This is a genomic window from Natronoarchaeum rubrum, from assembly GCF_024494695.1.
Map to the genome: position 1 here is coordinate 12,086 of NZ_JANHDP010000009.1, position 26,252 is coordinate 38,337.

The 26,252-nt window shown below is 63.8% G+C and carries 19 protein-coding genes; 15 read left to right on the plus strand and 4 right to left on the minus strand.

Translation table 11 applies throughout. The features are described from left to right. Nucleotides 1-134 precede the first annotated feature (134 nt). The 5 genes from NO931_RS19510 (at nucleotide 135) to NO931_RS19530 (ending at nucleotide 6,508) form a co-directional block, all read left to right on the plus strand. Nucleotides 135-1,490 carry a hypothetical protein gene (locus NO931_RS19510; RefSeq protein ID WP_256394042.1) on the plus strand — a complete coding sequence of 452 codons (1,356 nt, stop codon included), beginning with the start codon at nucleotides 135-137 and terminating at the stop codon, nucleotides 1,488-1,490. Nucleotides 1,491-1,706: 216 nt separating this feature from the next. Next, complete coding sequence (locus NO931_RS19515) at nucleotides 1,707-2,735, plus strand: glycosyltransferase family 2 protein (protein ID WP_256394043.1); 1,029 nt, start codon at nucleotides 1,707-1,709, stop codon at nucleotides 2,733-2,735. A gap of 52 nt (nucleotides 2,736-2,787) precedes the next feature. Further along, nucleotides 2,788-3,861 carry a non-hydrolyzing UDP-N-acetylglucosamine 2-epimerase gene (gene wecB, locus NO931_RS19520; RefSeq protein ID WP_256394044.1) on the plus strand — a complete coding sequence of 358 codons (1,074 nt, stop codon included), beginning with the start codon at nucleotides 2,788-2,790 and terminating at the stop codon, nucleotides 3,859-3,861. Then, complete coding sequence (locus NO931_RS19525; RefSeq protein ID WP_256394045.1) at nucleotides 3,858-4,934, plus strand: polysaccharide deacetylase family protein; 1,077 nt, start codon at nucleotides 3,858-3,860, stop codon at nucleotides 4,932-4,934. The genes wecB and NO931_RS19525 overlap by 4 nt, the downstream gene beginning before the upstream one ends. Continuing rightward, nucleotides 4,931-6,508 carry a CARDB domain-containing protein gene (locus NO931_RS19530; RefSeq protein WP_256394046.1) on the plus strand — a complete coding sequence of 526 codons (1,578 nt, stop codon included), beginning with the start codon at nucleotides 4,931-4,933 and terminating at the stop codon, nucleotides 6,506-6,508. The genes NO931_RS19525 and NO931_RS19530 overlap by 4 nt, the downstream gene beginning before the upstream one ends. Before the next feature lie 7 nt (nucleotides 6,509-6,515). Here the strand turns inward: NO931_RS19530 and NO931_RS19535 are convergent, their stop codons facing one another. Then, a complete protein-coding gene (locus tag NO931_RS19535; protein WP_256394047.1) occupies nucleotides 6,516-7,634 on the minus strand; it encodes a DUF354 domain-containing protein in 1,119 nt (372 codons plus the stop codon). Between the two features lie 315 nt (nucleotides 7,635-7,949). On the opposite strand from NO931_RS19535, the gene NO931_RS19540 reads away from it, so the two are divergent. After that, on the plus strand, nucleotides 7,950-9,002 hold the full coding sequence (locus tag NO931_RS19540; RefSeq protein WP_256394048.1) for a DUF1616 domain-containing protein: 1,053 nt from the start codon (nucleotides 7,950-7,952) through the stop codon (nucleotides 9,000-9,002). A gap of 103 nt (nucleotides 9,003-9,105) precedes the next feature. Next, nucleotides 9,106-10,896, plus strand: coding sequence for a hypothetical protein (locus NO931_RS19545; protein ID WP_256394049.1), 1,791 nt, complete (start codon nucleotides 9,106-9,108; stop codon nucleotides 10,894-10,896). 60 nt (nucleotides 10,897-10,956) lie between these two features. Here NO931_RS19545 and NO931_RS19550 read toward each other — a convergent pair whose 3' ends face one another. Beyond that, nucleotides 10,957-12,201 (minus strand): RNA-guided endonuclease InsQ/TnpB family protein, encoded by a 1,245-nt coding sequence (locus tag NO931_RS19550; protein ID WP_256394050.1) that lies wholly within the window; start codon nucleotides 12,199-12,201, stop codon nucleotides 10,957-10,959. Nucleotides 12,202-13,278: 1,077 nt separating this feature from the next. Between NO931_RS19550 and NO931_RS20785 the strand changes: the two genes are divergently transcribed. Together NO931_RS20785 and NO931_RS19560 are read left to right on the plus strand one after the other, a co-directional pair. Next, nucleotides 13,279-13,980: a polysaccharide deacetylase family protein gene (locus tag NO931_RS20785; protein WP_256394051.1), complete on the plus strand. Its 702-nt coding sequence runs from the start codon at nucleotides 13,279-13,281 to the stop codon at nucleotides 13,978-13,980. Between the two features lie 365 nt (nucleotides 13,981-14,345). Continuing rightward, nucleotides 14,346-15,347 (plus strand): FkbM family methyltransferase, encoded by a 1,002-nt coding sequence (locus NO931_RS19560; protein WP_256394052.1) that lies wholly within the window; start codon nucleotides 14,346-14,348, stop codon nucleotides 15,345-15,347. A gap of 9 nt (nucleotides 15,348-15,356) precedes the next feature. Here the strand turns inward: NO931_RS19560 and NO931_RS19565 are convergent, their stop codons facing one another. Beyond that, nucleotides 15,357-16,940 carry a right-handed parallel beta-helix repeat-containing protein gene (locus NO931_RS19565; protein WP_256394053.1) on the minus strand — a complete coding sequence of 528 codons (1,584 nt, stop codon included), beginning with the start codon at nucleotides 16,938-16,940 and terminating at the stop codon, nucleotides 15,357-15,359. A 481-nt stretch (nucleotides 16,941-17,421) separates the two neighbouring features. Here NO931_RS19565 and NO931_RS19570 point away from each other — a divergent pair, with 481 nt between their 5' ends. The 6 genes from NO931_RS19570 to NO931_RS19595 all read left to right on the plus strand — a co-directional run bounded on the left by NO931_RS19570 (nucleotide 17,422) and on the right by NO931_RS19595 (nucleotide 24,175). Then, entirely contained in the window at nucleotides 17,422-18,891 is a 1,470-nt protein-coding gene (locus tag NO931_RS19570) for a flippase (RefSeq protein ID WP_256394054.1), read from the plus strand. Nucleotides 18,892-19,103: 212 nt separating this feature from the next. Further along, entirely contained in the window at nucleotides 19,104-20,087 is a 984-nt protein-coding gene (locus NO931_RS19575; RefSeq protein WP_256394055.1) for a glycosyltransferase family 4 protein, read from the plus strand. Between the two features lie 92 nt (nucleotides 20,088-20,179). Next, nucleotides 20,180-21,313, plus strand: a complete 1,134-nt coding sequence (locus NO931_RS19580) for a CARDB domain-containing protein (RefSeq protein WP_256394056.1) — start codon at nucleotides 20,180-20,182, stop codon at nucleotides 21,311-21,313. A 167-nt stretch (nucleotides 21,314-21,480) separates the two neighbouring features. Further along, a complete protein-coding gene (locus NO931_RS19585; protein WP_256394057.1) occupies nucleotides 21,481-22,524 on the plus strand; it encodes a polysaccharide deacetylase family protein in 1,044 nt (347 codons plus the stop codon). Then, the gene (locus tag NO931_RS19590) at nucleotides 22,517-23,314 is read left to right on the plus strand and encodes a formyltransferase family protein (protein ID WP_256394058.1); all 798 of its coding nucleotides are present in this window, start codon (nucleotides 22,517-22,519) and stop codon (nucleotides 23,312-23,314) included. The genes NO931_RS19585 and NO931_RS19590 overlap by 8 nt, the downstream gene beginning before the upstream one ends. Before the next feature lie 228 nt (nucleotides 23,315-23,542). Beyond that, on the plus strand, nucleotides 23,543-24,175 hold the full coding sequence (locus NO931_RS19595; RefSeq protein WP_256394059.1) for an RNA 2'-phosphotransferase: 633 nt from the start codon (nucleotides 23,543-23,545) through the stop codon (nucleotides 24,173-24,175). A gap of 80 nt (nucleotides 24,176-24,255) precedes the next feature. Here the strand turns inward: NO931_RS19595 and NO931_RS19600 are convergent, their stop codons facing one another. Further along, nucleotides 24,256-26,223: an archaea-specific SMC-related protein gene (locus NO931_RS19600; RefSeq protein WP_256394060.1), complete on the minus strand. Its 1,968-nt coding sequence runs from the start codon at nucleotides 26,221-26,223 to the stop codon at nucleotides 24,256-24,258. Nucleotides 26,224-26,252 lie beyond the last annotated feature (29 nt).

The window sequence follows — 26,252 nt, forward strand, 5'->3', positions numbered from 1 at the left end:
GTGTAGCCCATACTGTAGCTCCTTCAGATTCTCTCGATCGAATCGTGTCGTTCGACCGGGCTCGTTGCCTCGTTGCGGAAGGTATCACTCCTATGACGACTATAACTATATGTAGCTATAGGATAGCTCGGCGTATGCAATCTAGTAGCAACCACCGCGCCGAAACCGATGGTGAGTTGCGCAAGGAACAGGTAAGCGCTCCGAGCGGGGAGAGCGATTTTCAGGGACCACGGACTTCCGGTCACGAGAAGCGCGGCGGCCGATCTCCCAGTTTGGGTCGACCGTCGATCACCTCCAGAGCGAAGCAGTTCCTCCTGAACGGTGCCGGCGCCGCGATCGGAGCGCTCTCCGCGCTTCCGGTTCTCGCGACGCACGTCGCATCCCGGCGCGACACCGCTAACAGCCCCGGACTCGACTGGAAGCGATCGTTCGGCGACGCCGACGTCTGCGACGCCGCTGCGGTCGGCGACGGCGGTTACGTGCTCGTCGGCGCCGTCAACGACGGGAGCGACGCCTGGATCGCGAAGACGGGACCGGAGGGGACCGTCGAGTGGTCCACGCGAGTGGCTTGCGGCGACGGTGTCGACGTCGCCAGGTCGGTGGTTCCGATTTCCGGCGGGTACGCGTTCGCGGGGACGTCGACGTCGACCGAAGAGAGCGACGTTTTTCTCGTCGCGACGGATCGGCGGGGAACGCGCCGGTGGCGGCGTACGTTCGGCGGCTCCGAGTTCGATTTCTGCAGGACCCTCGTCGGGACTCGGGACGGCGGGTTCGCAATCGCGGGCAGCACGCAGTCGAACGCCGACGGCGGGCAGGACATGTGGCTCCTCGAGACCGACGCCGAGGGGCGACTCCTGTGGGAGCGAACCTACGACCGGAGTTTCGGCGACGCGCTCGCGGACGTCGTCGCGATCGACGACGGTGACGGATCCGACGGCGGCTACGGACTCGTCGGCACGACCTTCGGCGAGGGCACCGACTGCTGGGTCGCGCGAACGGACGCCGACGGCGACGTGACCTGGGAACGGACGCTCTCGCGAAGCGACGTCGATGTCGCCAGATCGATCGTGCGCGCGGACGACGGCGGCGTCGCGATCGCCGGCCACACGCTCGTTGGCGACGACCGGCGGAAGGACGCGTGGCTCGCGAAGTTCGACGCCGGCGGGGCCGTCGAGTGGCAGCGAACGTACGGCGAGGGTCACGACGACCTGGCCGTCGAACTCGCCCGAACGGACGAGGGCGGGTACGCGCTGCTGGGGACGACGATCACGGCGGGGCGCGAGCGCACGCTCCTCGTGACGACCGACGCAGCGGGTCGCCGGGAGCGTCTGCGAACTCTCCGCGAGACCGGCTCTCTCCGGGCCGGACTCCCCGGCGCCTCGCCGGGAACGTTCCTGCTGGCAGGCGCTGAAGCGGGCGGAAACGACGGTCGCAGCGTCGACGGGTGGGCGGCGCGGTACTCTGGCGCCCTCGACGGACCGAGTCCGTAGCGGGAGGCTCTCAGCATCGGGACGGTGTTCTTCGCCGTATCTCGGCCGTAACGAACGGAATACTGCCCATAACTAACTGGATCTTCTCTCCGTTAGATCACGAACAGGTGATGGTAATGGGGGAGCACTCGACGAGTAATCGCAATAAGCGGATTCGTCAGTTCGGCCGCGAACCGGCCCCTCGACAGCGACTGACGCCGCCGACGAGCGGGGACCATGTATAAGGGCAAGACGATCGGCGTCGTCGTGCCAGCGTACAACGAGGGGAAACTAGTCGGGGACGTCATCAGAACGCTCCCCGAGTTCGTCGACCGCGCGTTCGTGGTCGACGACTGCTCGACCGACGGCACGTGGCGGGAGATCAGGGAAGCGGCCCGCGACGCGAACGACCGCGTCACCAGGCCGGACCAAGAGAAACTCCACGCCGACGGCGGCCAGCCGGTGTCCGGGCGCGTCGTTCCGATCCGACACGAGCAAAATCGCGGCGTCGGCGGCGCGATCAAGACCGGCTACCGCAGGGCCCGCGACGAAGGGCTCGACGTCACGGCCGTGGTGAACGGCGACGGCCAGATGGATCCGGAGATTCTCGACCGAATCATCGATCCGGTCGTCGACGGGGACGCCGACTACGCCAAGGGCAACCGGCTCTCGCGGGACGAGCACTGCGAGCAGATGTCGGCGTGGCGGCTGTTCGGCAACGTCCTGCTGACCTTTCTCACGAAGGTCGTCAGCGGCTACTGGCGGATGTCCGACCCCCAGAACGGGTACACGGCGATCTCCTCGCGCGCGCTGTCGGCGATCGATCTCGACGACCTGCACGACGACTACGGGTTCTGCAACGACCTGCTCGTCGCGCTGAACGTCCGCGGGATGCGGGTCACGGACGTCGAGATGGCAGCGAAGTACGGCGACGAGGAGAGCCACATCAAATACCGGCGGTTCGTCCCCCGGCTCTCCCGGCTGCTTGCCCGGCGCGCGCTCTGGCGATTCAAAGTGAAGTACGTCGTCACCGACTTTCACCCGCTGGTGTTGCTGTACGCGCTCGGGGTGATCGGCATCGGCGGCGGGGTGCTGTACGGCGGCTGGTCGGTCGTCGCCGCGACGCCGACGCCGCTCGACGCCCTGCTCGCGCTGCTGACCGTCCTGCTGAGTAGCCTCTGTCTCACGCTCGCCATGATCTTCGACCGCATCGACAACGCGCCACTCGAGACTGACGCGACCGAACAGTTCCACGAGCTAGAATGATGAACGCGCGACGAGTGAACGACCGAGAACAACGTACCAGCGAACGACAACGATGAACGTGCTATCGATCGTCGGGGCCCGCCCGCAGTTCGTGAAGGCGGCCGCCGTCTCCCGGCAACTCCGCGAGGACCACGACGAGACGCTGGTCCACACCGGCCAGCACTACGACGCCGAACTCTCCGACGTGTTCTTCGAGGAGTTGGCGATCCCCGAACCCGACCACAACCTCGGCGTCGGATCCGACACCCACGCCGCCCAGACTGCCGAGATGATGGTCGAAATCGAGCGCGTCGTCGCCGACGCCGACCCCGACGTGGTGCTCGTGTACGGCGACACGAACTCCACGCTGGCCGGCGCACTGGTCGCCGCGAAAGAGACCACGCCCCTCGCGCACGTCGAGGCCGGGCTGCGATCGGGCGATTTCTCGATGCCCGAGGAGATCAACCGCGTCCTCACGGACCACTGCTCGGACCTGCTGTTCGCCCCGACCGCTGCGGCCCGGGAGAACCTCGAACACGAGGGGATCGCCGAGGGCGTGTCGGTCCCGGGCGACGTGATGTACGACACGCTGTTGGGAGTCCGCGACCGCCTCGACGCCGTCGAGACGATTGCTGTCCCTGACGTGGTCGATTCTCTCGACGAGTTCGTCCTCGCGACGGTCCACCGCGCCAAAAATACGGACGACCCCGACCGAATCGCGGAGATCGTCGACGGGCTCGCCGACTGCTCGTCTCCGGTCGTCTTCCCGGCACACCCGCGCACGGTCGCGGCCCTTCAGGAGTTCGACCTGTGGGAGCGCGCGACCGAGGGCATCGAGATCGTCGATCCGGTCGGCTACCTCTCGTTCGTCGGCCTCGTCGAGCGAGCCCGCTGCGTCGCGACAGACTCCGGCGGCGTCCAGAAGGAGGCGTTCTACCTGGACACCCCCTGCGTGACGTTGCGGGACACGACCGAGTGGACCGAGACCGTCGACGCCGGCTGGAACCGGCTCGTCGGCGCCGACGCCGAACGGATCGTCGACGCGGTCGACGCCGCCGGCGACCTGCCGCCCAAGCCGGATCTGTACGGCAACGGCACGGCCGCCAGCCGAATCGTCCGCACGCTCGAATCGGAGGTCGAGCGATGACCGCACCGGACGCGTCCGGCGGCGGGCGCTCCGACCCCGATCGACCGGACGCGTCGCCGATCGGCGGCCACCACCCGCCCTCGATCGTCGACGAGTTCGTCGAGGCGCGGGGCGCCACGCGCGTCGACGCGTCGCTGCCGGGTGACGCCGAGTTTGCGCTCTGTCTCACCCACGACGTCGACCGGCCGTACAAGGGGCTCCCGTCGCTGTACTACGCGCTCCGGGAACGTCCGATCTATCACACCCGCACGGCGCTGTCGTCTGCGAACCCCTACTGGCAGTTCGAGGCGATCGCCGACCTGGAGGCAGATCTCGGCGTCCGCTCGGCCTTTTACTTTCTCGACGAGCAGCACCTTCTGCTCGACCGCCCACTGTCGGACTGGACATCGCCGACCCACTGGATCGAGCACCTGGGCCGGTACGACGTCGAATCGCCCGACATCGCGCGTGCCGTGCGGGAGCTTGACGATGGCGGCTGGGAGATCGGCCTCCACGGTTCGTACCACTCGCCCGAGGACGAGGCGCGACTGCGCGAAGAGAAGGACCGCCTCGAATCGGTGCTCGGCGACCGGATCGTCGGCGGCAGGCAACACCATCTTCGGCTCTCGTTCCCCGAGACGTGGCGTCACCACCGTTCGATCGGGCTCCGGTACGACGCCAGCCTGGGCTCGGGCGAGACCATCGGCTTCGACTACGGCTACCGGCCGCTGCGTCCGTTCGACGACGAGTTCGTCGCGTTCTCGCTGACGATCATGGAACAGGCGCTGCCGGATCCCGGCCAGCGGTACGACGCCGCTCGGGACGCCTGCGACGAGATCCTCCGCGAGGCGGCGCGTAACGACGCCGTCGCGACCGCGCTGTGGCATCCCCGCTACTTCGACGAGCGCGAGTTCCCGGGATACCGGCGCCTCTACCGCTGGCTGGTCGAACGCGCGCTGGAACTGGGCGCGTGGGTCGGCTCGCCGCGCGAGCTGTACCGGTGGTTCGAGTCGGGCGCCGATCTCGATCGCTCCGACGAGTCGAGACGGCGCCGCTCCCGCCAGTCGATCTCGGGTGGAGACCGATCACGATGAGAATCGGCCGCACCCTTCTCGCGGCGCTGCTGGTCGCGTCGCTCGTCGCCGCCGTCGCCCAGCCGCCGGCGGGCACCGCCGACGAGGAGCCGCGCCGTACCGCCGTCGCCGACCACCACGAGACGGCGTCGTACGTCGTCGAGCAAAACGGCGTCTGCCGGTCGATCGAGCCGTTCGACTCGGGCGGAACGGTCGCGTCGTTCTACGATTACCGCTCGAACGCGACCACTGGTCTCGCCTCGCAACCCGGCCGCAGTTCCTATGGGACAGAATCGCTCCAGTCAGCGAACGGAAGCGTCCTGTTCCTGCACGAGGGCTCCGACGGCCTGAGCCTCGGCGTCGTGCACGGCCGGGTCAACGGTTCCGGTGACGGCGGGCGGGCGACGATGGAGTTCGTCGGACTCCCCGCCGATGCGGAGTGGGCCGTCCGCGACGACGCCGCCACCCGTCGTTCCGACAGCTTCACCACCGGCGACGGCTGGGCGAGCGGCTCCTGGTCTTGGCGCGACGGCCACACCGACGGCGGGGCGCTCAACGGGGGTTTCAACGGACGCTTCGCCGTCACGGTCGATCCTGGCGTCGGACTCGATCGCGGCGTCGAATCGCTGGCGGTTGCTTCGGGCGGCGGTCCGTCGGCCACCTCGACGACGCTCCCGTCGCTCGACGCCCCGTTCACGATTCGGACCGGCACCTGTGACGGCGCGTCGGTGCGCTACGACCGGACCGCTGACGGGATCGAGGCGTCGGTCGAGGGCGCGCGAGCTGACCATCCGGTGGCGCTCCAGCCGGCCGGCGGGGCGTCCGACAACGTGACCTTCGAGCGCGTGACGGTCGTGGGCGCGAACGGCTCGTTCGCGCTCGGATTCGGACAGTCCGACACCAGGGCTCCGCTCGGAAACGTCGACGGCGCCGACTCCCTCGCGGCCCTCTCGATGACGGACGATCTCACCGAAAACGGAGCGAACGGCACCGTTACGTTCTCCGTGGGCAAGGACTCGTTCGATCCGAACGCCCGGGACGACAACGCGGTCGTCCTCTACGAGCGCGTGGGCGAGTGGCGACCGACCGCGACCGAACTGCTCGGGGAGACGGCCGACGCCTACCGGTTCAGGGCGAACGTGTCGTCGTTCTCCGCGGTCGCGGTCGCCGCGCAGCGGTCGTTCGACGTCACCGACGTGACCCTCTCGGAGACGCGGATCCGGGAAGGTGAGACCATCGACGTGACGGCCACAGTCGAGAACACCGGCCAGTTCGCCGGCGAGTACCGGGTCCCGCTGACGGTGTTCGGCGAGCACGTCGACGCCCGGACGGTCTCCATCGCTCCCGGCGAGAACCGGACCGTCGAGTACGAACAGCAGTTCGCCGCGCCGGGCGACTACACTGTCGAGGTGCGAGACGAGCGCGCGGCAGTCACCGTCGAGGCCCGATCCGACGGGGCGACCGGCGAACCCGATACCGGAGGCGGCAGCGGTGACGACGCCGGCGCTCTGCCCGGGTTCGGGCTGACGACCGTCGTCGTGACGCTGTCGGTGCTCGTCGCGGTAGCAGTCGTTCGGCGTCGCGACGAGGTTTGAGGGCCAGTCAGGAGCGGTCGACCACTGCTGCCGGTTCGCGCTCCCGCGACGGCGGTTCGCCGAACCGTCGAACGCCGCCGACTGATTCGGCGTCGCCGCGCTCGGTGGCGATCTCGACGAGCAGCGACGTCAGGTTACACTTCTCGGCGAGGTACGCGTCGCGACGCCGCTCCCACTCCGCTGCCACGCCGTCGGCGTCGAGCAGCATCTCGGACTGTTCCAGAACTTCGCCGAACGACGCGAGGTTGAAGATGAGCCCCTCGTCTTCGAGTTCGAGGAAGTTCCCCATGTCGTCGTCGCCGACGAACGAGTTCGAGCGGATCGCCGGCGTCCCCAGCAGCGCGGCCTCGGTCACCATCGTCTGCGTGTCGGCGACCAGCAGCTCGGCCTCCGCGAGCGCGTCGTGGAGCAGCGCCGGGTGCAGCGAGAACGGTTCGGCCGGCGTCCCGTCGAGATCGACGTCTCGCCCCTCGTCGGAGACGAACACGGTGGCCCGCTCGGCGAGGCTATCGAGCAGCTCTCGACAGTCTGCCTCGTCGATTCCGCCCTCGCCGACGTCGTGGTGCGAGCCGAACGCGTTCAGCCGGACGATCGCGTACGGCTCGTCGGCGTCGACGCCGAGGCGGTCGCGAATCGACGAGTCGCGCTCGTAGACCTCCGGATGGAGGTACGCGCACTCCTTGAACCCGGAGAATACGTGGTGGTTCTCGCCCAGCTCTTTGCGAAACGTATCCGGCGTGAGTACGGCGCGCGCGAGCGGCGTCGACACGGCGTGGTCGAGACCGGTCGACTCCGAGTCGAGTACCAGCATCGACGGCGTCCGCGTGAGCGCCGCCGTGTGGGCCGCGTAGCCGCCCATCCCGAAGATCAGGTCGGGGTCGAACCGTCTGACGTGATAGAGCGCCCTGGCGTAGTGGGCGGGCAACCGGGCGAACAGCGACCCCTTCGCCGTGGCGCAGTAGCCGTACACCTCGTAGGGCAGATCGTACCACTCCAGCAGTTCGACGGTACAGCCGTAATCCCGCCCGAGGACGAGCACGTCGTGGCCGCGCGCTCGCAACACCTCGACGACGTGCTTGTAGAGATGGACGTGGGCCGGCGTGTTCGCGAAAATCAGATACCTCATTCCTGCTCGAACGGGGACCGTCGGGGCTGATTGTTACCCGTATCCTTCGGCGTCGACGCAATTCTTCACCGCTGTGGCGGCCGCGGCGTCGCTTCGTAGACGCCCCCGGCGCTGGTCCTGTGTTCCTCGAAATGGCCCATTACTGCGCTGCAACGCGGCGTATACAAGCTATAACAAAACTGTACCACTCGGGACTGTCGTACAAGTAGATGTGTAGCAATCGAACGTTCGGCAGACGATCGAGCGCGGCCCGCGACGAACCCGGCGATCGAGCGCGTCGTACACACAGCTCGACGGCCGACCGCGGGGGCGACGATGACTAATCCCGACGTATCGACTTCCACGCCGGGCCTCGCGTCACGACTGGCGACGCGGATCCCGTCCGACGTGTACGCGACGCTCGCGTTCTTGGTTCTGGTCAACCTCGCAGTCGTGGTCGTCGGCGTCGAGTCGCCGCCGCTCCGCGTCGCACTGAGCGCCCCGTTGCTCTTGTTTCTGCCCGGCTACGTCCTCGTCGCTTCCCTGTTTCCGCGGGCCTCTCTCCCTGAAGATCACCACCAGTCCAGCGGGTGGAACGTCGTTCCCGCACAGCACACGGAACTCGACGGTCCCGAGCGCGCGGCGCTGTCGTTCGGTCTGAGTTTGGCCGTGCTGCCGCTGTTCGGGATCGCGATCGCATTTTCCCCGTGGCCGTTCGCCGACGACGTGGTCGTTCCCGGCCTCTCGCTGCTGGTTCTCTTGGGTGCCGCGACCAGCGCCGCCCGTCGCGGCGCCGTCGCTCCCGAGTCGCGCTTCGACGTCCCGTTTCGGGCGTGGGCCGGTCGTCTGTGGAACTTTATCTCCGGCGACGGCGCGGCGAATACGGTCGTGAACGTTGCGCTCGTGCTCAGCGTCGTCCTCTCGGTCGCGGTCGTCGGGTACGCCTTCGCGGCGCCCCAGGACGGCGAACGCTACTCGGGGTTGTCGCTCGTCACCGAGAACGAGAGCGGGGAGTACGTCGCCGGTGGCTACCCCGAGAACTTCACCGCGGGCGAGGAGCGTGACCTGACCGTCGCCGTCGAGAACAGCGAACAGGTCGAGACCGAGTACACGGTCGTCACGCGGGTCGAGCGGGTCGACACAAATGCCAGCGGTGGGCCGGTGACCGTTCTCGAAGCCACCGAACTGCGGCGCGCGACGATGACGCTCGATCCCGGCCAGCGGCGCTACGACGAACACGCCGTCGCGCCCGAGACGACCGGCGAGAATCTCCTGCTCAGTTACTACCTCTACAGGGGTGACGCGCCGGAAACCGTCGGACCGGACACCGCGTATCGCCACGTCTACATCTGGATCGACGTCTCGGACGATTCCGCAGCGGCGCCGTAGCGTCGCGGTCGTTCCGCGGATCGGCGCTTGCCGCGTAACTAGCAGTTACCTTCGAGAATATCCACTATAACAAGGTGCGAGTTGCCGAACGATTCGGTAGAGAATGCAACGCTCACGCTCGGCGCCGCTCGCTGACAGAGCTTTGTTGGTGCTCGGATTTCTCGCGCTCATCGGCGCCGTCGCCGTCGCGCACTCGAATCCGGCGACCGGCTACGAGCTCTCCCTGTACGCGGACACGCCGCTGACGTTCTGGGTGCTGTACGGCTCCGCGATGTTCGTCTCGCTGCTCGTCGCGCTCCGGGCGACGAGCGACTGGATTCGCCGGACAGCGCTGGGTCTCGGCGGGATCGCCACGACGGCGTTCGCCGGCCTCCCGATCTTGCGCGGCTACTGGTTCTACAGCGGCGGCGACGGTCTCACGCACCTGGGATGGGCGCGGGGGATTCAGGTCGGGAACTTCCTCCCGACCGACCTGCGCTATCCGGGGATGCATACCGTTACGATCCTGCTGGACACCGCGTTCGGGATCGATCTCGCCCACGCGATGTTGCTGGTAGTCGTCGTCCTGTCGGTGCTCTTTTTCGCCTGCGTGACGCTCTCGACGCCGCTCGTGTTCGAGAGTCGGTACAGTACGACCGTCGCCGCCTTTTCGGCGTTCCTGTTCCTTCCGATCACCTCCCTCAGCACGCACTTGCAGCCCCACGCCATGTCGCAGGCGATCCTGTTCTCGTCGGTCGCGGTGTATCTCGTGTTGAAGTACCTCCGCAGTTCGGCGTCGTTGCTGTCGCCGTCGGCCGTGGGCGCGTCGCTCGTGCTAACGTCGGCCGCCCTCGTCGTCTATCACCCCCAGCTCGTCGCACACCTGCTTCCGTTCTTCGCGAGCATCTGCGGGCTCCAGTTTCTCTACCGGCGCTGGCGGACCGACCATCCGATCGCGTCCCACCGACCGCTCTACGGTCAGACCGTAGTGCTGGTGGCCGCGTTTCTCGCCTGGATCTCGAATCACGGCTTCTTCTCGGGCGTGATCGGGTACGCCGTCACGAACGCGCTGGAGTTCTTCCTCGGCGGCGGCGGGGCTGCCAAGGATGTCGCCACTCAGGGAGCGTCGCTCACCGCTATCGGCGGGAGTTTCGTGGGCATCTTCCTGAAGCTGTTCGGCGCGAGCCTCGTGTTCATGACGCTGGTCGGCTTGCTCGTCTTGCAAACTCTGCGGGACGGCGATCGAACGCTGACAGAGGCGACGCACGGGATGATCCCGTACTTCGTCGTCGGACTGGCCGGGTTGTCGGGCATCTTCGCCCTGTACTTCTTCGGCTCCGTCTCCGGAATGTACTTTCGCGTGTTCGGGCTGATGATGTTATTCGTGACGATCCTCGGTGCGGTTGCGATCGCCTACGGCACGTCTGCCCTCTCGCAGCGTGTGTCGAGCGGCACCGTCCACAGCGTGGCGATCGCCGGGTTCGGAATCGTCCTGGTGCTGTCGCTGCTCACCGTGTTCCCGTCGACGTTCATCTACCTCCCCTCCCCGCACGTCACCGATATGACCATGTCGGGCCACGAAACCGCGTTCGATCATCAGGAAGCGGACGTCGGGTTCGTCGGGATCCGCGCCGGTCCGAACCGCTACGCCGACGTGGAGCGAGCCGAACTGGGACGCGCTCGCGGGTTCGGGGCGGTGAACGGATCGGAGATCGACAGCGGACTCGCCGGGCAGTCCGCGGACGACCGATATCTCACGATGACGCAACTCGACTGGGAACGCGAGGTGAAAGCGTACGATGAATTACGCTACACGCGGGAGCAACTGGACTCGATCGGCGAACGGCCAGGCGTGGCGCGCGTGCAGTCGAACGGCGAGTTCGAACTGTTCTACGTTGACAGTGTAGCCGAATGATATTGATCTCTCTGCTTGCTTGCGCCAGAGGGGAGTTTCTCTGTTGTGAACTACCCCACCCTACTCGCTCACGGCTAACGCCGTTGGCTCCTTGAGGGTGGGGCTTCCTGCTTCCACGACGCGCTTTGCAGGAACCGAAGTGGTTCCCGTAGGGAGCGCAGTCTTCACAGGCGTTGATTCGGAGCGTCCCGCTCCTAACTGCTTGATACCGCGAGAAAGAATGTTCCACGCTGCATTCCAATCCCTGTCCGCCGTGAACCCGCACGAGGGACAGGAGTGTTCACGGACCCACAACGGCTTGTCGGTCGAGACACCGCAGGCCGCGCACTCTTTGGTCGTTCCGACTGGGTCGACGGCGACGAAGTGCGTGCCTTCGCGTTCGCACTTGTACTCGAGCATTCGGAGGAACGTTCCCCACGCTGCGCCGGCACGGTTCCGTGAGTTCCCGTTGAGTTCGACCAAGCCTTTCGCGTCAAGGTCTTCGACCGCGACAAGATCGTACCCTCGAGCGTAGTAGTTCGAGAGTTTATGCAAGAAGTCTCGACGCTTTCGCTTCAGATCGGCGTGGCACTCGGCAACTCGACGGCGCTGTTTCTCGTAGTTGGCAGAGCCGTGTTCTTTGCGCGAGAGCTTCCGTTGCTCGCGTTCCAAGCGTTCGCGTTCGTCCGAGAGGTCGAGTGATCCGACTGCTGTGCCGTCGGTGTCGTGAGCGTACGTGAGCATCCCCACGTCGATACCAACGCATTTCTCGGGGTTCTCAGATCGCTCAGGTGGTTCACAGTCCATTTCGACGCCGAAGGTGGCGAACCACTCGCCCGTTGGTTCCTTCTTGAGCGTGACCTGTTTGAGCGTGGCGTCGTCGGGGATGGCGCGGTGGAGACGAATCGGTATGTCCGCGAGTTTCGAGAGTGACAGCACAGCCTGGCCGCCCTTCTTGTCGAGCTTGAAGCCAGACTGACTGTACGTGAAACTGCGGAACTCCCGTGGCGGCTTCCACTTGAGTTGACCGACGCCGTAGCCGTTCTTCTTGAGCGCAGAGAGTCCGTTGAGGTTGTCGAACAGCCGTTCCACGATGGTTTGGAGAACCTTCGAGTACACGTCGGAGAGTCTGTCCCACCACTTCTTGAGGTCGGGGAGTTCCGACCGGAGCGTGGTCATGGACGGTAGTTCACCGTGTTCGTCTTGGTACTCGTTGAGGCGGTAGAGCGTGTGGTTGTAGAGTTGCCTACAAATATCGCGGTGACGGTCCAACTCCTCTCGGTGGGCGTCGGACGGTTTGAGGCGGTATTTGTAGGCGTAGTACATTCGTTACTCGCGTTCCTCAATCAGTTCGTCCAATTGTTCGCGGACGAACGACGAGAGGTTGAGGTGTTGGTCTTCAATCCACTCGTCTTGATCCTCCCGAATCGTGATTGTCTTCCGTTTCACCGTAATGCACGGTATGCACGGAAAACGCATAATAGTTTTGGCGAGACGTTGGCCTGTGGGCCGAGCGGCAAACGTGTATGAGAACTGTGCGGCGCTGTATCCCCTCCCTGCTCGCGCCTTCCCTTCGGTCGGCGCTCGCTGAGGAAGGGGGCTTAGCGCCTCAATTCAGCTAAACGTACTGATCTGAAATCATCGCGCTGTATGCTATCGTAGAGTTTCTCTACTCGTCAATATATAAGATTTCATATAATATGGGGCCGAGAATGGGTTTCAGGGTTGCCAATTTGTCTCTCATAAGTTACTTCTTGATATTTTCAGTCTGACTATCTTTTGTTGGCGTATCCGTTCAGAATCCGTTCTCATTCAGGGCAGCTTAATTCTACATATGATTACTAGCAATCTGGTAGAGACTGAATACTAATACTAACGTATAGTAGCTAGTTGTGTGTCATGAGGCGACGTTCGTATCTCACAGCAACGGTCGCGACGATGGGAATCGGTGGTTGTTTCGGGAACGTCGATGACGATGCAAGAGTTGCGCCGGACGAACACGGATCCGATCGTGTAAAGAAAATGTCCGCAGGAGTACTTGATGATTTTGAGGATTTGTCCCGGTGGACTGTAGGTGGAGGGGAGATCTCGACGATATCTAATCGCACCGAGAATGGGTCACAGAGTTGCCAAATAACCGCCTCCGAGACAGAGCCGAGAGCTCGAATAACAGTAAACTTCTCTGAACCAGTTGATTGCTCAGATGTTGTTCCTGGCTTGTTGTGTCGGGCTCCGAAGACGATCTACCCAAGAATACAATTTTTCGATAGCAGTGGCGGCCGAGTTGATTTCAGGTCTGCCGTGGTCGGTGGGATTCCTTTCCATCGGCCCTCCTTCGGAATAGAAGATGTTACTGCAGATGTAGATCTGACTCGGATTGACCAGGTTCAAATTTCACTTTGGGTGGGAGATGATGATTCAGGAAAAATTATCGTAGACGAACTCTTTCTCGTTCCGCGTCCGGATACTGGAAAAGTGCTAATCCAGTTTGACGATGGCTATGAAACGGATTACACGAAGGCGTTCCCGATTTTAGAACGGTACGAGTATCCTGCGACAACATTCGTTAATCCGGAGTACGTCGGAACGGAACGAAGCCTCTCGCTCGAACAAATCCACAAACTGGATGCTGCTGGCTGGTGTGTCAGTAGCCACGCGTACGAACACAGTCGCCTCGCCAAACAAAATAAGCAGGAGCAGGAAGCGCAGATTCGAGACGCTAAAGATTGGTTACTAGAGCGCGGTTTTGAACGTGGTGCGGACTACTTTGCGTATCCGTTCAGTTCTTTCAACCAACAAACACTCGAACTCGTCGACAAATATCACTCGCTGGGATTCGCCGCGGGCTGGCCAGCAAATGGGCATATATCGGACCGAACTCTCTGCCCCAGAGTCGGTGACCCGAGCTTCGATCAGGCCCGAGCAATCCTCGAGCGAACCGCGGAATACCGGGGTATCTCTACGCTCTTTTATCACGATCTCAATGACGAAGATCTAACCGAATTCGAGTCTACGATCTCGCACCTGTACGAACTGGAGTCCGAGAACGAACTGGATGTGATTCTGCCATCAGAATTAGAACGCGAGTTCGCGTACTCAAAATGAGACCGCGTTCGACCGCCAGGAGGCGGATGTCGAGCTCGTCGGAATCCGGGTCGGGCCGAACCGTCTGCCGACGTGGAGTGAGTGGAGTTCGGCAGGGTTCGCGGGTTCGGAGCGGTGACCGGCGCCCAGATCGATGACGGACCCGCCAGGCTGAACGCATACAACGGATTGGGCTACACGCGAGCGCAACTGGACTCGATCGGCGAACGGCCGGGCGTGGCGCGCGTACGGTCGAACAGCGAATTTCGACTGTGCCGTGTCCAGAGATCGACCGGGAGACTCCACGAGCTTCTCGGCCGTCCGGACTCGCCGTTTTAGCGCATCACTAACTATCCAGTCGAACCCGGACACAACTGACACGTACAATGGAACTACTGCGCAAGGGATTCGCGTTTCTATCCGACCCGAAAGAGAAGGCGTGGTGGGCGAAGCATGGGCTGTGCGAATTTCGGCTGTTACTGCGTCGGGAACGTTTCGGTGCCGTCGTCGGATATCTCGTCGCCGCAGCGACGGGATGGCGGATCTACGACCTCTACCTGCGGTACCTCGTCTGGCGGTACGGCAACGCGATCGAACGCGAGATCCGAGGCAACAGGATGCGACTGGACCTGTCCGACAACGGGATATCCCGGGATTTGTTTCTGTACGGCGGGCGCGAACAGGTTGGCACGGAGATTTTCGAGCGGGAGTTGCGGCGTCTGGGCGACGAGAACGACTCCGGTCTCGCTATAGAAATCGGCGCGAACATCGGTTACTTCGCTCTGATAGAGATGAACTCCCTCGGCGAGGGGGCGGAGCTCGTGGCGTTCGAACCGGACAACAAAAACGCCGATCTCCTGGAGACGAACCTGACGCTGAACGATCGACTGGACGCCGCCAGCGTCGAACGGGCTGCGGTCGGTCCGGAGCGCGGGACGGCCGAACTTCAGCTGTCGAGCCACAGCAACCTCAACCAGGTCCGGTCCGAGACGTCGATCGAGGACAACCACGATACTGGCGAGACGGTCGCGGTCGACATGTGGTCGATCGACGAGTACCTCGCCGAGCACGGCCGCGCCCCGGACACCGTCGTCGCCGTCAGGATGGACATTGAGGGATACGAAACTGAAGTGCTACGAGGAATGGAGACGGTGCTTCGCGCCGACGGTCCCACGGTCATCTCCATAGAAGTGCACGCGAACGCGCTCGATTACGAGACTCGAGCGGAACTACTGGATCGATTCGACGAGCACGGCTTCGAGATCGTCGCGGCGCTCACGGAGTCGATCACGGCGGACCCGTTCGTCGGACGCATGGACGTCGAGGATCTGCAGTCGCTCGCGGAGTACGACCGGGCGTACAACCTCATCCTGAAAAAACCACAGTAAGTTCGCAGACTACTCGTTCTGGATCGTCACGGTCGCGTTGCCCCGGATCACCATGCTCGTGACCTTGCCGGAGTAGACGTACGCGTCTTCACCTTCGCTGACGATGCCGACGACGGAATCCTCCGAGACGTTGTCTTCGATCGTGTCCCAGTCCGATCCGCCGTCGATGAGCGTCGTCCCCTCCGGGTCCGATTCGACCGTTCCGGAAACGGTGAACTTGTACGTGCTCACGTCGTCCGTTTGCGTCCCGTCGACGACGACCCTGTTCGTGTGTTCGGTATCGGAATCGCTACCGGAGTCGGCGTCGCCCTCCTCGTCCGGGATGGACGAGATCGAGTCGACCGCCTCCGTATCGAGACGTTGCCCATCAGCTGTGAACAGCGGCGAACCCTGCGCAGCGCCGAGACGAAGGATTTCTCCGCCCGCGACCTGGAAGGTCTCCGAGCCGCCGGCCGTGTACCCATGGACGTACCAGTTGCCGTTGCGCTCGAACGCGCGATCCTGGTAGTCGTGGTCGTGCGTGTCCGCTCCCTCGCCGGCCGTCACGTCCTCGGCGTCGAGTTCGACGACGTATTCGGCGAGGTCGCCGTCCGTCGACACCGTCAGCGGGAAGTCGCCTTGCGGTAGCGCAGATTCGTCGTCGGTGCCGTCAGTGCTGTCGGAGTTGGAGGTACCGTCGGAGCTAGCATTTCCGGCGGCGGCCGCCTCGGGCGAGGTGGGACAGCCTTCGGGCATCCGGTCTTGGGGCGTCCCGTCCGACGAGCCGTGCAGCGCGTTCGAGCTCCCGCCGTGTTCGACCGTCTCCCAGCGGGAGTTTTCGGCTGTCACTTCAGCATAGTTCTGCTTCTCGTAAGTGTTCCCGCCGAGGAGAATGTCAGCAACGTTGGATCCGAAGATGTCGCAGTTGCGAATCTCGGGGTTCTCGTAGTACGCCCAGAAGCCGCGGTCGAGACAGTCCTTCAGCACGCAGTTTTGGGCGTACGATCCTGTCGTTCCGAGACGGATGTTCGCCGTCGCGTTCGCCTCGAAGTACGAGTTCTCGACGCGGACGATCCCGCCGTTCGCGTCCGACGCGTCGTGGCCCGGCGAGGACGCGTAGATACCGTTGTCCTGCATCCGCTTGATGTTCACGTTGCGGATCAGGATCTCGCCGGCGTGATCGCGGAAGACGTAGATCCCTTTCGCGCCGTCGTAGCTGTGGCCGGGGCTGGATGCACCCGGGAGATAGACGTTCTCGACGACGCCGGAACTGTCCGAGGAGGGCGTGTTGAGCGTGATCTGCGAGTCGTTCGAGTGGCTGTCGAACGTCCCCCTGACGCCGACGTTGCGGATTGCCCACCCGTCGCCGTCCGCGTTGATGCTGTAGCCTGCCCCCGACGCGGAGACGTCGATCAGGACGTTTTCGAGCGTCTCCCCGTCGCCGAGATAGACGCTGTACGTCTCGCCCTCGCCGACGACGATCTCCTCGTAGTCGGCGGCCGCAGCCGCGTTCAGCCCGAAGGCGGCGATCCCAGCCGCGCCGGCGGTCGCTTTGAGATACGAGCGCCGATTAACCGATGCCTTCCGTTGCGAACTTTTAGATTCGTCAGCCATTCCGGATGGTAGGTGGATACTACCTCTTATAAACATTTTTATCTCTGTAACGAAAGTTACCTTTTGGTTAATAAAATAAAGCAAGATTACTGAAACAGAGCGATCTGTTATCTAAACAGTTGAAAGCGTAGCGATGCGTAAGTAAACGAAACAACCCGAAACGGTCGTTCCACGGGCCGACGAAAGCGTCGAACTGACGACCAAACGCTCCATAACAAAGACCGGTCCCCCGGAAACGCCCGGAAGGACCAGTCACAGGATGGTAACTATCAGCACACCGTTAGACGGTTGCTCATCACTCCGCCTCGGCACGTTCGTCTCCGGGCGGCGCCAGCGTTTACGATCCCGGACGTCAGGACGACGGTTCGCGGTGAGTCGTTTCTCAGCGAGCTGTCCCCGCCGAGAGACACGGATCGACTGCGCAACTAGTGACACGCACCGGCCCGGGTCACTGTCGACTGGACTGCGGGGGAACTGATCGATGCCGATCGTCGATCGAATCTCGCGGGGTCTGAAAGCGACGCTCGGCGCGAACATCGTCAACGTCGTCGCCAACGGTCTGCTGATCGTCGTCCTCGCCCGGTCGCTGCTCACGCCGGACGAGTACGGCCTGCTGTTCCTCGCGCTCTCGGTACTCGGCGTCGTCACGATCTTCGGAACGCTCGGACTCCCGTCGTCGGTTGCACGCTACATAACCGAGTACGCCGAGAAAGAGCCCGCGCAGGTTCCCCACGTCGTCACGTCGTCGCTCGGCATCCTGCTCGCGCTCTCGGTTGTGACCGGAACGCTCGTCTCGCTCGGCAGTCCGTGGATCGCCGAGTTGCTCGACGAGCCCGGTCTCGCTTCACTGCTCGCTCTCGGGTTCGGGTTCGTGTTGTTCCAGGCGCTGCGAACGTATCTCGCCAAGGTGTTTCAGGGGTTCAACCGAGTCGATTACAGCGCCCTGGTCAACACGCTCTCGGCGGTCGGTCGCGTGGTCTTCGCCGTCGGATTCGTCCTGCTCGGCTTCGGCGTCGTCGGCGCGCTGGCGGGGTACGTCGTCGGACTGTTCGTCGCCGTCGCCGTCGGGATCGGGCTCCTGTACTACAACGTCTATCGAACGTTCGACCGCGCCGAGCAGCGAGAAGACGGCCTCGTCCGGCGGATCGTGGAGTACAGCGTTCCGCTGACTGCGACGAGAGGTGCGGGCGTGCTCGACAAGCGGGTCGATACGATCCTCATCGGCGTTCTGATGAACCCGGCGGCGGTCGCGTTCTACACCATCGGAAAGCAGGTCTCCAGCGTCTGTATCGTCCCGGCGCGGGCACTGGGTTTCACTATCTCCCCGATGTACGGCGAGCAGCAAGCGACCGATCAGGACCGGCAGGCCGCTCGCCTCTACGAGCAGTCGCTCGAACACGTGCTACTCCTGTACGTCCCCGCGGTCGTCGGACTGGTACTGGTCGCGGACCCGATGGTTCGGCACGTGTTCGGGGCCGAGTATCTCGGGGCCGTTCCGGTGCTGCAGGTGCTGAGCCTCTACGTCCTCGTGAGTGCGATCAACAGGATCACGAGTGACGGTCTGGACTTTCTGGGTCGCGCACGCGATCGGGCGATCGTCAAGTCGGCGACCGCGATTTCGAACTTCGTGCTGAACCTCCTGTTGATCCCCGCCTTGGGCGTCGTCGGCGCCGCCGGGGCGACGGTGGTGACGTACTCGGTGTACACACTCGTGAACATCTACATCATCAGCCGGGAGCTCCCGCTCCAGTTCGAGCAGGCCGTCAGAACGACGATCGGCGTCGGTGCGGTGTCGCTGCTGATGGGTGCCGGAGTCTACTTGCTGTTGCCGTTCGTCTCCGGCCCCGTCCGGTTGATCGGCGTCGTTCTCTTCGGCGTGCTCGTGTGGTCCGCCGGCGTCTCCCTGAGCGGGTTGCTGAACGTCCGACAGGCGATGCGGCTGCTCTCCTGATCGGCGACCCGCTCGCTCCGGACTGCAACAGCGACGTCAGAGATACCCCTGCTACTTCAACTGCGTGTCTCGCTGTTCCGCCTTCTTATGCATTGTAGCTGAACGTATTTCGTCGAGACGACACGCGGGACCCCGCCGTTCAAGAGGGCTCCGCGCGCTCAGGGGCGACATAACAAAGGGTCGACGATCGGAACCGGGATTCGAATGTATCGATGCACGTGCTGAATCTGACGACGAAAGAGGCCTCTCCGTGTTTCAAGCTCCAGGTGCGAGCGCTGGAGGAGCACGGCGTCACCTGCACGAACCTCTCGGTCCCGGGCGAGTTCGATCGCGACTCCTCCCGGTCGGTCTTCGATTACCTGCGTCTGCATCCCAAAGTGCTGCGGCGATCGTTCGGGGAGTACGATCTCATCCACGTCAACTACGGGCTCACCGCGCCGATGGCGCTGGCACAGCCGAACCTCCCGGTCGTGCTCTCGCTGTGGGGGTCGGATCTGGAGGGGCAGTTCGGCTGGCTGAGCAAGCGGTGTGCGCCCTACTGCGACGCCACGGTCGTGATGTCGGAGGCGATGGGCGAACAACTGGACTGCGAGTACCACGTCGTCCCCCACGGCGTGGAGCTCGACAAGTTCGAACCCACAGACAGGTCGACCGCCGTCGACCGCGTCGGGTGGGACCCCGACACCCGCAACGTGCTGTTCCCCTACGGGCCGGATCGCGATGTAAAAGACCATTCGCGAGCCGAACAGGTCGTCGACGCCGCTGCCGACCGACTCTCCGAGCCGGTCGAACTCCAGACGCTCGGCGACGTCGATCACTCCCAAATGTCGAACTACATGAACGCCGCGGACTGTCTCCTGCTGACCTCGCGCCGCGAGGGGTCACCGAACGTTGTCAAGGAAGCGATGGCCTGCAACCTTCCGGTCGTCTCGACCGACGTCGGCGACGTCGCCGAACGACTCGACGGCGTCGAACCCTCCGCCGTCCGTCGTACTGACCAGGGGCTGACCGACGCACTGGTCGAAATTCTTCGCGGCGGCGAACAATCGAACGGTCGAGAGCACGCCAGAGCGATCAGCAGCGACCGGATGGCCGAACAACTTCGTTCCGTGTATCAGTCGGTCGTCGACGCCGACGAGCAGTCACACGGGCGGAGCAGCGCGATGCGTCGTCCGACTGCGAATTCTGACAACTAACGTACCGTATAGTTCGTCTTCTCTCGGAATGGTTGCCGGTCGGTATATGATGCATTACGAAGGGGAACTGCAACTACTCGTCTCACGTCCTGATGACGATACGAAACCTCCCCATACCTGCTGCGACGCTCGTCGCGCTGACCGCGATACTCGCTATCGTCGCCGTGCCGGTCGCGGGAAGCGCCGTTCAACCGGCCGTCCAGCAGCAAGATGACGCCGCACCCGGGAACTATTCGATCCTCCAAGACGGCGACTGTACGACGATCGAACCGCTGGGCGACGGAACGCAGTCAGTCGAGGAGTTCTACGATTACCGAACGCCCAACACCACACCCGAGAGCTACACCTACAGCTCGCTCGGGACGCTAGATCTCCAACGGGACGACACGAGCATCCTGTTCCTGTACGAGGGAACGGAGGGGACCAGTCTCGTGCTCGTTCACGACCGCGTCTACGGCGACACGAACGGTAGCGCCGTCACGATGCAGTTCGACGGGTTGCCGGAGGACGGCGAGTGGGTCGTCGAAGACGACAGCTACAGCGACAGCATCAACGGCGGCCCGGACGACGAGTTCGAGCACGGCGAGACGTCGAGTCGGATCACGTGGGTGTTCAGCGAGAACAGCACCGACGGCGGCGCGTTCCGCGGCGGACTCGGTGACGACGATCTCGAACTCACGGTCGATCCGGCGTTCAACGACGACGCCGACTTTCGCGAGTACCCCGGTGAGATCACCGACTGGCAGGCGCTCTCGGGTAGCGACGACGGCATCGAGCGCACGTCGCTCGATTTCCAGCCGATTGAGCTCCGCGCCGGATCGTGTTCCTCGTTCGACGTGTCGGCGGTGAACGCGCCGACGGACGCCAGTCCCAACGAGAGCTTCGAGGTCAGCGCAACCGTCGAGAACGACGGGAACGTCGAGGACACGTTCACCGTGCCGATCTCGATCGACAAAGCCGTCGTCGACGAGAGGGAGGTCACGCTCGCCCCCGGCGCGGAAACCGAAATCACGACGACTGTGACGCCGAACGCGACCGGGACGCACACCATCGAAATCGGCGACGAAACGGCCGAGGTGACGGTTACCGAGGCGAACGACGAAACGGCCGGAGGGACGGGTACCGACGCTGACGGGAACGACGACCGGTTGCCTGGGTTCGGCATCGCTGCCGCTCTCGGCGCCCTGCTCGTCGCGGCGGTGGCCGCCCGGCGACGGCAGGAGTAGTCGAAGACCGACTTTCGGACCCAGGCCAGTCTTGTATTTCATCCAGATAGTCTGCCGGCCGGATAGATCTGGATCTGGCGTCCTCAAACTACCACGAGAGATAGTATAGAAAGTATATCTATAGTATAGATGTAGTAACTAAGATCGATCTGCAAGAGCCTATCAGTATGACCGCAACGGTTACGATCAGCGTCGAGATCGAACTCGGGTGGGGTGTTCACGATCTGGGGGAGTACGATCACCTGAGCGAGGGAGGTCAGGAAGAACGCCGCTATCTGCGAAAGCTGCTGGGCGCCTGCGATACGCACCGGATCCCGATCACCTTCGACGTCGTCGGGCACCTCTTTCTCGAAGAGTGCTCGGGATCACACCCGGGGCCGTACGCGGACGGCTGGTTCGAAGCTGATCCCGGAACCGACAGCGAGACCGATCCGCTGTTTTACGCGCCCGACGTGATCGACGAGATCGTCGCCCGACGAACCGACCACGAGCTGTGCACGCACACGTTCTCGCACGTGCTGTGCGACGAGGAGAACGAGGAACTCCAGCGGGAAGATCTCAAATATTCCCAATACCTTCACGAGAGAGACGTCGGCGAGCAGACCGAATCTCTCGTTCCGCCGCGACACTACGGTCCGTCGCCGGACGCACTACGCGATCAGGGCATCGAGATCGTTCGCGTGCCGACCAACGAGAGCCACGCCACTGGAATCGGGCGATTTCGCGAACTGTTGTTCGGTCCGCCGCCCGTTCGCACCCCCAAAATCGAAGACGGTATCGTCGAAACGTACTGCACGTCACACCCGACGTTGACCGCCGCATCGCTACCGTCCGGGCAACGGAATACGCACGTCGCGTTTCGATGGCTTCCGGTCCGACTTCGGCGTCGCCTCCACGACCGGTATCTCAGAACGGCGGTCGAGACGGCGATCGAAGACGACTCGTCGCTCCACGTCTGGTGTCACCTGTACGACCTTAGCAACGAGTACCAGTTCCCGCAGATCGAGTCGTTCCTCGCGGTGCTCGCATCACTCAGAGAGAACGACGACGTTGTTATCATGACGATGTCCAATCTGAACGAAGACGCCAGAGCCGGGCAGCCGTCGTCGACGAAAGTGGGGGTGGATCAGAAACGAACGGAAGAAGAGAACCCAGCAGAGGACGTGAAACCGGACGCGGAGCAGAAACAGGAGGCAGACAGGCGTGTCTGAGGTGCTTCGCGTGTGTGTCCTGCTCGGCGGCGAGACGATACCAGCTTGGCAAGCGAATGCGTTGCGCAGGCTGCTCGCCGACGAGCACGTCGAGGTTTCCCTCACAGTTGTCGACGCGGAGACGTCACAGCGTTCGCCGCTCGACGCGATTCGCCGAGGGATCGAACTCCGCGAGTGGGGCGTGATCGGGGCGCTGCTCGCGGTATTGCGGCGACTCCGGGGACCGCTCCCGTCACAAGAGCGGGTTCCAGTCGACGATATCGACGCGCTTCGGACGGCCACTCGGCGTCGCTGCGAACCGATTTCGGTCGACGGCTGGAAACAGCGGCTTCCCGACGAGATCGTCGACGAGATCGCGGCATCGACCGACCTCGTCGTCCGGTTCGGCTTCGGCGTCCTGGTCGGTCGCGTGCTGACGGCGACGGAGTACGGGGTTCTGAGCTACCACCACGGCGACCTCCGGGAGTACCGGGGAATGCCGATGGGGTTCTGGGAGTACGTTCACGGGCGAGACACCGCGGGAGTCACGCTCCAGCGGTTGAACGAGACGCTCGACGGCGGCGAGATCGTCGCGTTCGAGCGGGTCGACATCAGCGACGCGGACCGGTGGGGCGGCGTGAAGTCGCGTCTCTTCGAAGCGTCCGAGTCGATGCTCGCGAACGGCGTGCGAAATCTCCGGAGCGACTCCAGAGAAACGGCGAGGCCCGACGAACTCGGCGATCTCTACACGACGCCGACGGGAAAGCCGGTACTGACGTATCTCGCCAAAACCGTTCGCGGGACGCTATAGACGAACTGTCCAGGCTGCAACCGCGGTGATATCCGCCGCCACTGACCAACAGTGCGGACACCTGCGAAAGAACGAACACAGTCGAGAGCGCATCGCCCGGTGTTTTTCATCAATTAGCACCCACATACTAGCGCGGACTTGAGTGTTAGTTGCAGTTTACTTCGTGCCTCGACCGTCGGACAACGCGACACGTAGCGCTTGAGTGGCTCGATGAACTACGTTCGACCGATGACCGAGATCCGAGAGTGCGACGCCCACGGCTACGTCGCCGGCGACTCCTGCCCCGTCTGTTTAGCCGACAGTCCGGTCGTACTCGGGAGCGACCGCCGAGTCAGGCTCTCGAAGTTTCTCAGCGGCGCGCTCCGGCACTTCCCCGACGACGCCGGTTTCGAACTCGACGATCAGGGATGGACACCGTACGACGAGCTCGTCGACGCCGCCGTCGCGAAGTACGACTGGGCGCGTTCCGAGCACGTCGCAGCGGTGATCGCTACCGACCCGAAGGGCCGGTTCGAGCGGGACGGCGACCGCGTCCGCGCCGCCTACGGCCACTCCGTCGACGTCGACCTGGACGCCGAGGCGACGCCGGTGCCCGACGAACTGTACCACGGTACCGCGCCCGAGAACATGGCGTCGATACGCGAGGATGGATTGCAACCGATGGGCCGCCAGAAAGTCCACCTGTCCGGGTCGGTCGCGGAGGCCCGATCGGTCGGCAGTCGCCACGCCGCCGATCCCGCGGTGCTCGCGATCGACGCCGCGACGATGCAGGCCGACGGTCTGCGAGTCGTCAAGCGCGGCCGAGAGACGTACACGACCGATCGAGTGCCACCGAAGTACCTGCAGGAACTCGACGGCTGAGCGTCGAAATCGACTCTCGGAACTCGCGCTTTCGGTTGGGGAAGCGCCGGTCGGACCTGCCGGTTCGCTCGGCGCGAACCCTATATTTCGGTCACGCGCTCGTGGGGCGCCTCCAGCGCGGCGGCGTCCTCCTCGAGCAGCGCGACGGTGAGATACGGCACGTGATCGCGGAAGTACTCGATCAGATCGGCGATCCGCGCGGAGTCGATCGCCTCCAGCGAGTCCAGCAGCATGAACGGCACCGTCTCGTGGATGTCGTGGACGAGGTAGCCCGCCAGAGCGAACACCAGTCCGGTCACCTCGCGCTCGCTCTCGCTGAGGTGGCTCACGTCGTCCTCGTAGGCGGCGCCGCTGTCGGTGCTGCGGACGATCTTCAGGTCGAACGACGACTTCTCGACCTTGCGGCGGCCCTGACGGACCTCCCGCTCGGTGCGCTCGATCCAGATCCGGTCGAGATTGTCGTAGCCCAGCACGTCGAGCACCTGCTCCATGTGCTCGTTGAACGCGTCGACCGCGTCGGCCTCGATGCGGTCGATCCGGGTCCGGAGGTCGGTCAGTTCGTCGGCGACCGTCTCGCGGCGCTCCTCCAACTCCTCGCGCTCGTCGAGGCGCTCCTCGATCGATGCGATCTCCTCCTCGACGTCCTCGCGCTGCTCTTCGAGGCGTTCGATCTCGAATTCCAACTCGTTGACCTCCTTGTGCTGGTCGAGCAGTTCGTCCTGCACGTCGTCTTCGAGTCGCTCGACGTCCGCTTCGAGCGCCGCGATTTCGTCTGTGAGCTCCGAGCGCTGCTCCTCGTACCGCTCGACGCGCTCGTCGCGCTCCTCGATCTCCTCCTCGACGTCGTCGAGTTTCTTCCGAGTACGCTCGTGCTCGTCGCGACGGTCGCGCAGGTCGCTCAACTCGGAGCGCGTCTCGCGGAGCGCGGTCGAAAGCTCGCTGCGCTCGTCGAGACGCTCTTGCCGAGTCTCCCGGAGCTGCTCGACCGTCGTCTCGATCTGGTCGCGTGCGACCGACGAGCCGCAGGTCCAGCACTCGACCGTCTCGCCGTCGTTGTCGGGCAGCAGCTGGTCGGTCACGTTGCCCCCGCCGTCGGAGTCTCCGCTCGCGTCGATCGGGCCGCCGGCCGATTCGAGCATCTCCTCGTTGAACTGGATCGTACTCTGGAGCTGGCTGATCTCGGCGGTGAGCTCTTCTTTCTCGTTCTGGAGCTGATCGATCTCGGCTTCGAGTCGGTCTATCTCCGCGTCGGGGCGCTCGGGAGCGTCGTCGAGCTCATCGGCCAACTCCTCTCGTTCGTCTTCGAGAGCGTCGATGCTCTCGCGCTCGGTGTCGATCCGGCGACGAACCCGTTCGAGTTCCGAGCGGGTCGTCTGGAGTTCGTCGAGCTTCGCGTCGAGCTCGTCTTTCTCCTCGCGTGTCTCCTCGACGCCCGCCTCGGCATCCTCGACGCTCTCTTCGGCCTCGGCAAGCTCCTCGCGCAGTTCCTCGATCTCGCCGGTCAGCCGCGTTCGCTTCTGCTCGAGGTCGGGGAGCTTCGCGGACAGATCCTCCAACTTCGAGAGTTGCTGATCGATGTCCCGCTTTTCCTGCTCGGTGCGGGAAATCTCCTGCCGGATGGCGTCAGTGTCGACCGGCCGCATGATGATATCCCGGAGGTCGTCACCTCGGGCCACCGCGCGCCGAGCCTCGTTGTCCTCGAGCAGGAACGCGAACAGGTCGGCGATCTCGCTGTCCTCGAGGAAGGGCTCTCCCTCCGTCACGACCGTCCCGTTACGACGGTGTAGCGTCCGCTCGTACGTCTCGTCGCCGACTTCCAGTACCGCCGTCCCGTCGTCGGCGTCGGCTTTCAGCGACGCGTCGTCGCTGCCCAGCGCAGCCATAATCGCCTGCAGCAGCGACGTCCGGTTGGTCGCGTTGCGGCCAGTGAGTGCCGTAATTCCCCGGTGCAACGTCACCTCGGTCTCGTCGATGCCACCGATATTTCGGGCACGGAGGACGACGCTCTGCGGGGGAGTCGATATCCGCTGTTGTGAATCAGAGCTCATTACGAATTCGTTCATCGTGATTGTATTTA